Here is an 8,108-nt window from a genome sequence, read left to right on the forward strand (position 1 = left end):
AGGGGGTGTGGGCGCGCGGTGGCGCTACTTCGTCGCGGTTTCCCAGGACTTGTCGAGCTTGGCCAACTCGCCCTTGACGTCGTCGCTGGTGAACAGCGCCTGGCTGGCGGCGTAGAAGTCGTTGTTGACCCCGGGTGGCAGGGCGTCGTCGTTGGTGGCCCAGCCGATCGAGCTGACCTTGGTGTTCTGGTCGGTGACGTACGCGTACGACTCCTTGAAGACCTGGGTCACGGTCACGCCGTAGTCGTCCAGGGTCTTGTCCTTGAGCATCGGGAAGGCGCCGTCACCCTCGATCAGGGCCTTGAGGTTCTTCGGATCCAGCGACCACGCCTGGGCGAACCTGGTGGCGCCAGGGATGTCCTTGCTCTTCGCGCTGATCGCCATCGAGCCGCCGACGGTGAACGGGACGACCAGCGACCCGTCGTCGGTGGGCCAGGGGAAGACGCCGAAGTTCGCCGCCGTCTCCTTCGGGACCGAACCGAGGAACCAGCTCCCCATCGGGTACATCGCGGACTTGCCGCCGGTGAACCGGGTGATCGAGTCGGCGTACTTGACGCCGAGCGCGCCCTTGTCGAAGTAACCGTTGCCGACCAGGGTGCGGTACTTGTTCGCGGCGGCGACGACGTTGTCGTCGGTGAACTTGACCTTGCCCGCGTACCGGTCCTGGAGCCAGTTCGGGTTCTTGCCGAGCACGTCGGCGCTGATGATGCCGACCAGTGGCATGCCGGCCGCGAACGGGTCGGCGCCGCCGAGCTCGATCGGGTTGATCCCGGCCGCCTTGAGCTTGTCGCAGACGGCCAGGAACTCGGCCCAGGTCTTCGGCGGGGTGGCGTTCGCCTTCGCGAACAGTTCCTTGTTGTAGTAGACCTGTGGGATGACCTGCGAGTTCGTCGGCGGGATGTACACCTTGCCCTCGAGGGCGTTGCCCTGCGGCAGCAGGAAGTTGGCGTCGACCCAGGTCTGGTCGTACGGCTGGAGCAGGCCGGCGCCGACGAAGTTGGCCGGGGTGATCGACTGCAACAGGTCCGGGAACTGACCGGAGGCCTGGAGCTGCTTGGCGTACGCGTCCCGGTCGGTGTTCGGCGAGGTGATCCGGTTGATCTTCACCCCGGCGGCCTGTCCCTGGGCGGCGGCGATCGAGTCGTTCCAGAAGGTGGAGGTCAGGCTCGGGGTCTCGAAGGTCAGGTAGGTGAGCGTGCTGTCGCCACCGTCGCCGGTGCCGTTGCTGGAACAGGCGCTGGTGAGGGCGAGCGCGCCGACGAGGCACGCCGCCAACAGGGGCTTGCGGATCAAGGTGGTCCTCCTGGCGATCGTGGTGTGCGGGGTGGTGGGGTCCCGGGCCGACGGGCGGGAGACCCCGGAAGGGTTCCAGGATGGCGAGTCGAGATAACGTTGTCCCGAGGATAGGAAGTTTCCGGGTCGTGTCAAGACTGTTGCCCTGATCGAAACTGATCGGGTGCGGGCGGCACGGCCCGGATCGGGAGAGGGAGAATCACGGCGATGACTGAGCGCACGGTGCAGGGCACCGCCGGGCACCGCCGCCGCAAGCGGCCGACCATGCGGGACGTGGCCCAGGAGGCCGGGGTGGCGTTGCGCACCGTCTCCCGGGTCGTCAACGGTGACCCCACCGTCGGTCCGCACCTGGTCAGCCGGATCCGCGCGGCCATCGCCGCGCTCGACTACGAGCCCGACGAGCGGGCCCGGCAGTTGCGCCGGGGGGTCAGCGGCACCATCGGCGCGGCGGTCCGCAACCTGGCCGACGCCCACCCGGTGCTCAGCGCCGTCGACCAGACCGCCCGGACGGCCCAGCTCACCGTGCTCGCGATGTCCACCGAGGACGAGGAGGAGCGGGAGCGCGAGGCGGTGATGTCGATGTGCCGGCGCCGGGTGGACGGGCTCATCCTCGAACCGGTCGGCGACAACCACCAGTACCTGGCCGCCGAGGTCGCCGCCGGCCTGCCGGTGGTCGCGGTGGACCGGCCCACCGGCGGGCTGGCCGCCGACTGCGTGCTCTCCGACAACGCGGGCGGCATCGGCCTGGCCTTCCGCCAGCTCGTCCTCCACGGTCACCAGCGGATCGCCTACATCGGCGACCACGAGCGCATCTTCACCGGCCGGGAACGGGCCGCCGCGTTCCGGGCCTGCGTCACCGCGCACGGCGGTCCGCTCGACGGCATGGTGCACCCCGGCGCGCTCGAACCGGCCCGGATCGCCGCCGCCCTGGAGACCGCGCTCGGCGGTACGTCGCCCGCGACCGCCCTGATCACCGGCAACGCCACCGCCACCGTGGAGGTGTTGCGGCGGCTCGGCGCCGACGCCGGCCGGCTCGCCATCGTCGCGTTCGACGACTTCCTCCTGGCCGACCTGCTCCGCCCCGCGCTGACCGTGGTCGCGCAGGACAGCGCCGCGATCGGGCGGACGGCGATAGAGCTGCTGCTGGCCCGGTCCGCCGATCCGACCCGGCCGGTGCAGACCGTGACCGTCCCGGTCGAGTTGGTGCCCCGGGGTTCGGGCGAGCTGAGGCCGTGACCGGGAGGTGCCGGGGGAGGTGCCGGGGATAACGTTATTCTGACGGCGTCGACCGACATCGCCTATGATCTCGTCCCGGCCGGCGTGCGGCGCCGGCCCGCAGACCGCACCGGGTGGAGGGGACGCGACCATGGCCGACGTACGGATCGAGTTCGACGTACCCGCGCGGATGCGTGACGGTGTTGTCCTGCGCGCCGACGTGTTCCGCCCCGGCGGCACCGGACCGTGGCCGGTGCTGCTGGTCCGGACGCCGTACAACAAGCAGGATCCGGGCATCCTCGCCACCCTCAACCCGCTGGCCGCCGTACGCCGGGGTTACCTGGTCGTGCTCCAGGACACCCGGGGACGTTACGCCTCGGAGGGGGAGTGGGAGCCGCTGCGCCACGAGCAGGCCGACGGTTACGACTCCGTACGCTGGGCGGCCCGGCTGCCCGAGGCCAACGGTCTCGTCGGCATGTACGGCCCGAGTTACCTGGGCAACGTCCAGTGGATGGCGGCGGCCGGCAAACCACCGGAGTTGAAGGCCATCGTGCCCGCGTTCACCTGGTCGGAGCCGTTCGACGGGCTGTTCGCCCGGGGCGGCGCGATCGAGCTGGGGCTCGGCGGCAACTGGTCGCTGCAACAGGGGGCGAACCAGCTCTCCCGACGCTTCCGGGACGACCCGGTCGAGCTCCGTCGCCGGCTGGTCGCCCTGGTCGCCGAACTGGACACGCTGGACCGGACGGGGTACTGGGAACTGCCCGCCGACGCGTTCCCCGCCTTCACCCGGCACGGGGTCCCCGACCTGGGCTACCAACGCGCGCTCGCCGACCCGGAGGCGGTCGCCGCCTGCCGGGTCGCCGACAAGTACCACCAGGTCGACGTGCCCACCCTCAACATCGGCGGCTGGTACGACGTGTTCGTCCAGGGGACCCTGGACAACTACCAGGGGATGAGCGAGGCCGGTCACCCCGCCGCGCTGATCGTCGGACCGTGGTCGCACCGCAGCCAGGGCGGCCACCAGCAGGGCGAGCTCAACTTCGGACTGGCCGCGAACGAGCGCAGCCTCGACCTGGCGGCGACCCTGGCCGACGTGCAGCTCGACTGGCTCGACCGGTGGCTCAAGCCGGGAATTCCGGACCCGACAACGGAACTGCCGGTACGGCTCTTCCTCACCGGGATCAACCGTTGGCGGCACGAACCGACGTGGCCGCTGGCCCGTGCCGTCGACACCCCGCTCCACCTCGGGGCGGGCGGTCGTCTGCGGGCCGAGCCGCCGGGCCCGGACGAGGCACCGGACACCTTCCGGTACGACCCGACCGACCCGGTACGCACCCACGGCGGACAGATCCTGATGGCGAGCGAGTATCCGCCGGGACCGTTCGACCAGCACCGGGTCGAGCGCCGGCCGGACGTGCTGGTCTACACCGGCGAGCCGCTCGACGCCGACCTGGAGGTGACCGGCAGGGTCAGGATGGTGCTGGTCGCCGCGTCGAGCGCGCCGAGCGCCGACTGGGTGGCCCGGCTCTGCGACGTCGACCCGGACGGCGTGTCACGCAACCTCACCGACGGCATCGTCCGGGTCCGGGTCGCCCCCGGCCAGCCGGCGGAGCACGAAATCGACCTCTGGTCCATCGCGCACGTCTTCCGTCGGGGCCACCGGCTGCGGGTCCAGGTCACGTCGAGCAACTTTCCCCGCTGGGACCGGAACGTCGACACCGGCGCGACGGACGCCGAAGGTCTGGCGGTCGCGGACCAGACCGTCCACCACGATGCCGCGCGACCGTCACGGATCATCCTGCCGGTGGTGCCGGCGGGGGAGCCGGACCTCGGCTGACCCGCCGCGCCGGGTCCCGGCGGCGACCGCCGGCCGGGACCCGGCGCCGTCCTCAGGCGGCCGGGTGGGACTCGACGATCAGCCCGAGGCACATCTCGTCGCTGGTGCCCTCGCCCCAGACGACGTACCGGGGCGGCAACGGTTGGAGCTGCGGCAGTTGCCGTCGCAGGCCGGCGTCGTGGGTACAGGTGACCCGGTAGCGGTCGCCCGCCTCGACCGTGACCGGTGTGGTCAGTGGCTGGATCGCCTGGGCGTCGAAGTCGTACGCGGGAATGTCGAGCAACGTACGCGCCCGCGGTGTGCCCGGGTTCAGCTCCACCTTGATCGCTCGGCCGAGCAGGTGCATGTGGCCAGCCAGCGCGTGCAGGGTGGCCTTCTCGCGTACCTCGTGGTCGCAGTGCTGGGTGGTGCCGGCCGCCGGCGGCCGACCGTCGTTGCAGTACTCGTTGAGTTCGCCGACCGCCTCCCGCGCCTCGGCGCCGAACCGGGTCGCGACGTCGCTGACGGCGGCGGCGCGGTCGCAGAGCGGCCCGGACTCCTCCGCCGTGCAGGGCAGTTCCACCGGCGCCGAGATCAGGGTGGTGTGCAGCGGGACGAAGTCCGCGCCGCCCTCGGTGAGCCGCAACCGGATACCGGACCGGTCGGAGCCGACCGCCCCGGCCGGCGCGCCGAGCAGGTTGTAGTGCACCTGCATCACCAGTTGGCTGCCGGGTGTCAGCTCGTAACCCAGGTTCGGCGCGAGCAGCGTCTCGTTCGCGCCCGGTGCCCAGTGGGCGATCCAGGCGGCGTCGTTGCCGATCCCGCTGTTGCCGAAGCAGGTCCACCCCTCCCCGGGCGTACGTTCGTCGAGCGCGCGGGCGGCGGTGGCATCGGTCGGACCGATCCGGAAGAAGATCGCGTGGTGCACCAGGTCGACGTTCTGCGGCAGGAACTGGCTGCCGGTGAGGAAGGCCGAGCCGGTCAGGCCGGGGTCGACCAGGAAGCACCGGTACTCGTCGGTGCCGCCGTTCGGTGCCGCCGGGGTGTACGGCCGGGGCATGGTCAGGTTGACGAACCGTTCCCCGTCCCGCAGCGGTGCCGGCGACGGTGGGTCGAACCGGCTGTCGTGGCCGCCGTGTCCGGCGCCGCTGGGTGACGGGCCGCCTCGGTCGGCCTCGCCGCGATCCGGTCCGGACGTGCAGGCGGTGAGCACGAGCAGGACGGCACCGAGTACGGCGATCGGGCCGAGGGAGCGCTGAACGGGTCGGGCGAATTCCATGGCTGCCTCCGGTCGGCTGGGAATCCGCTCGGCAGGCCCGAACGGATCAGGCGCCACCCGCTGTGAGCGGGCAATGGTTATCTGTGACCGGAAGCCAGCCTACCGGGGTGATATTCGGCTAATCCCGGACAACACCCTGTGATGTCGGAGATCAGACACAATGGAGGCGAAGGTGAAATTTCTCCGCGTACGACTCGGCGGTGTTAGCGGCGGCAGGGTCAGCTTCCGGTCGGGAAGTAGTGGTCCGTCCACTCGTTGCGGAAGGTGCCGGAGGGGTCGTACTCACGCCGCAGCCGGCGGAAGTCGGACCAGCGCTCGTACCGTCCGGCCAGCACCCCCGGGTCGACGCCGTGCAGCTTGCCCCAGTGCGGCCGGGCGGCGAACGGCGCCAGCCGCTCCTCGATGGCGGCCAGCACCGGGCGCACCGCCGTGGTGTCCTTGACCCAGGTGAAGTGCAGCGCCACGCTGTCCCGCCGGTAGCTCGGGCTCAACCAGAGATCGTCGGCGGCGACCGCCCGGATCTCCGAGATCTGGAGCACCGGTGCGATGTGCTCCCGGATGCCGGCGAGGGCGTCGAGTGCGGCGAGGGCGTCGGCCCGGTCGACGAAGTACTCCGACTGAAGTTCCTCGCCGCTGCTCGGGGTGAACTCCAGCCGGAAGTGCGGCAGCCGTACGTGCCACGGTCCCGGTACGCCCAACTGCTCGGTGCAGTTGACCGCCGACATCCCCGGTACGGGGTGCAGCGGCCGGTCGGCCGGGGTGGCGCCGTACCAGTCCGCGGTGGCCGGCGATTCCTCCCCGTCGGTCGTCCGGCACTTGCGCCAGACCTGGTCGACCGTGTCACCGGTCCAGTCGGTGAACAGGCTCACGCTGTACCCGCCGCCGAGGATGTCGTCCAGGTGCGCGTGCCACCGCTCGGCGGGAAGGTTCTGGTAGACGTACTGCCGCAGGTCGTAGGTCGGCTCGATCCGCAGCGTCAGCGCGGTGACCACGCCGAGCGAGTCCAGATTGACGACCATGCCGGCGAAGCGGTCGCCGTCGGTCTCCCGGTTCACCGTGACCAGCTCCCCGTCGGCGGTGACCAACTCCATCGCCTCGACGGCGGTGGCGAGGTTGCCGTTGTGCACACCCGAGCCGTGGGTCGCGGTGGCGCACGCGCCGGCCACCGAGATGTGCGGGAGTGAGCCGAGGTTGTGCAGCGCCCAGCCCCGGGCGTGCAGCCGGGCGGCGAGTTCGCCGTAACGGATGCCGGCGTTCACCGTGACGGTGTGGTGCACCGGGTCGACCTCCAACCGCTGCGGCAGTCCGGCGACCGAGACCAGGTCGCCGGGGGTGTCCGCGATGTGGTTGAACGAGTGTCCGGTGCCGAGCACCCGCACCCGGTCGCCGGCCGCGACGATCCGTCGCAGCTCGGCCAGCGAGGAGGGACGGTGCCGGCGTCGCGCACCGAAGGTGATGTTGCCGGCCCAGTTCGTCCCGGCACCGGTCGCCGGTGCGGGGGTCGGTCCGGTGGGCGGCGGGGACGTCATCGGCGGTCCTGTCTGCTGGGCGCGGCGGCGGTGCGGTGGTGCGGCGGCGCGAGGGTGCGGTGGTGCGGCGGCGGTGTGGCGGCACACCGTACCAACATTGCCCGGTGGGCAGGTGCGGGCCAACCGCCACGGTGACACGATCACCGGGCGGGCATCGGATGACCGGCCGTACCCGGACATCCCGGTGCCGGCGGTCCCTCGACCGTCGACCCCGAGCGCGTACCCCGATCGACCTCCCTCGAAAGAAGGTTATGGTGACCACACCCTCGACCCCCGGAGCCGGCGACCTGCCGCCGGGACCGGCCGGCAAGCCCGTACCGCCCGCGGCCGGGGGCGCCGTACCGGAACTCGCGCCACCGACCGTGACCGTGGCGACCTATCCCGACTACGCCGCCGCCCAGCGTGCCGTGGACTACCTCTCCGACAGCGGCTTCCCGGTGCAGCACACCGCGATCGTCGGCACCGGCCTACGCCTGGTGGAGAACGTCATCGGCCGAATGACCACCGGTCGGGCGGCCTCGGCCGGTGCTGCCAGCGGCGCCTGGTTCGGACTCTTCATCGGACTGTTGTTCGGCATCTTCAGCAGTTCGAGCTGGTTCGGGGTGCTGATCGCGGCCGTCGTCATCGGCGCGGTCTGGGGTGCGATCTTCGGGGCGAGCGCGCACGCGATGACCCGGGGGCGCCGTGACTTCACCTCGCGCAGTTCGTTGCAGGCCGAGCAGTACGCCGTCGCGGTCGACGCGGAGCACGCCGAGGAGGCGCGTCAGTTGGTCGTCCGGCTGAACTGGCGGACCAGCGAGGGTTCGGCCGGCCAGTAGTCCGCCGTACCTCCGGCACCTCGGGGCCGCGCGACCGTCACGGTCGCGCGGCCCCGCTGCGTCTCCGGGGTACGGCACCAAGCATTCCCCGTCGAATTCGTCTACCCCTGATCGACGTGTTGCGTGCTTTTGTACGTGTCGAGTAGTCCATAGTGATT

General features: G+C 71.2%; 6 protein-coding genes. 3 read left to right on the plus strand and 3 right to left on the minus strand.

The genetic code is table 11. The features are described 5' to 3' along the window. Nucleotides 1-24: 24 nt before the first annotated feature. Nucleotides 25-1,293 carry an ABC transporter substrate-binding protein gene (locus tag ACI2K4_RS02810; protein WP_404508206.1) on the minus strand — a complete coding sequence of 423 codons (1,269 nt, stop codon included), beginning with the start codon at nt 1,291-1,293 and terminating at the stop codon, nt 25-27. A gap of 207 nt (nt 1,294-1,500) precedes the next feature. Between ACI2K4_RS02810 and ACI2K4_RS02815 the strand changes: the two genes are divergently transcribed. Both ACI2K4_RS02815 and ACI2K4_RS02820 read left to right on the plus strand, forming a co-directional pair. Beyond that, nucleotides 1,501-2,529 carry a LacI family DNA-binding transcriptional regulator gene (locus tag ACI2K4_RS02815; RefSeq protein WP_404508208.1) on the plus strand — a complete coding sequence of 343 codons (1,029 nt, stop codon included), beginning with the start codon at nt 1,501-1,503 and terminating at the stop codon, nt 2,527-2,529. Between the two features lie 130 nt (nt 2,530-2,659). After that, nucleotides 2,660-4,345: a CocE/NonD family hydrolase gene (locus tag ACI2K4_RS02820; protein ID WP_404508209.1), complete on the plus strand. Its 1,686-nt coding sequence runs from the start codon at nt 2,660-2,662 to the stop codon at nt 4,343-4,345. A 52-nt stretch (nt 4,346-4,397) separates the two neighbouring features. Here the strand turns inward: ACI2K4_RS02820 and ACI2K4_RS02825 are convergent, their stop codons facing one another. Then, nucleotides 4,398-5,603, minus strand: a complete 1,206-nt coding sequence (locus ACI2K4_RS02825) for a monooxygenase (protein WP_404508210.1) — start codon at nt 5,601-5,603, stop codon at nt 4,398-4,400. A gap of 218 nt (nt 5,604-5,821) precedes the next feature. After that, on the minus strand, nt 5,822-7,132 hold the full coding sequence (locus ACI2K4_RS02830) for a D-arabinono-1,4-lactone oxidase (protein ID WP_404508211.1): 1,311 nt from the start codon (nt 7,130-7,132) through the stop codon (nt 5,822-5,824). 251 nt (nt 7,133-7,383) lie between these two features. On the opposite strand from ACI2K4_RS02830, the gene ACI2K4_RS02835 reads away from it, so the two are divergent. Then, nucleotides 7,384-7,950, plus strand: a complete 567-nt coding sequence (locus tag ACI2K4_RS02835; RefSeq protein ID WP_404508212.1) for a general stress protein — start codon at nt 7,384-7,386, stop codon at nt 7,948-7,950. Nucleotides 7,951-8,108 lie beyond the last annotated feature (158 nt).

It is taken from the genome of Micromonospora sp. NPDC050397 (assembly GCF_044901685.1).
Classification (GTDB): Bacteria; Actinomycetota; Actinomycetes; order Mycobacteriales; family Micromonosporaceae; genus Micromonospora_G.

Coding starts and splice junctions, on each gene's coding strand:
- ACI2K4_RS02815 (WP_404508208.1), top strand. CDS start 1,501: ATGACTGAGCGCACGGTGCAGGGCACCGCCGGGCACCGCCGCCGCAAG.
- ACI2K4_RS02820 (WP_404508209.1), top strand. CDS start 2,660: ATGGCCGACGTACGGATCGAGTTCGACGTACCCGCGCGGATGCGTGAC.
- ACI2K4_RS02825 (WP_404508210.1), bottom strand. CDS start 5,603: ATGGAATTCGCCCGACCCGTTCAGCGCTCCCTCGGCCCGATCGCCGTA.
- ACI2K4_RS02830 (WP_404508211.1), bottom strand. CDS start 7,132: ATGACGTCCCCGCCGCCCACCGGACCGACCCCCGCACCGGCGACCGGT.
- ACI2K4_RS02835 (WP_404508212.1), top strand. CDS start 7,384: ATGGTGACCACACCCTCGACCCCCGGAGCCGGCGACCTGCCGCCGGGA.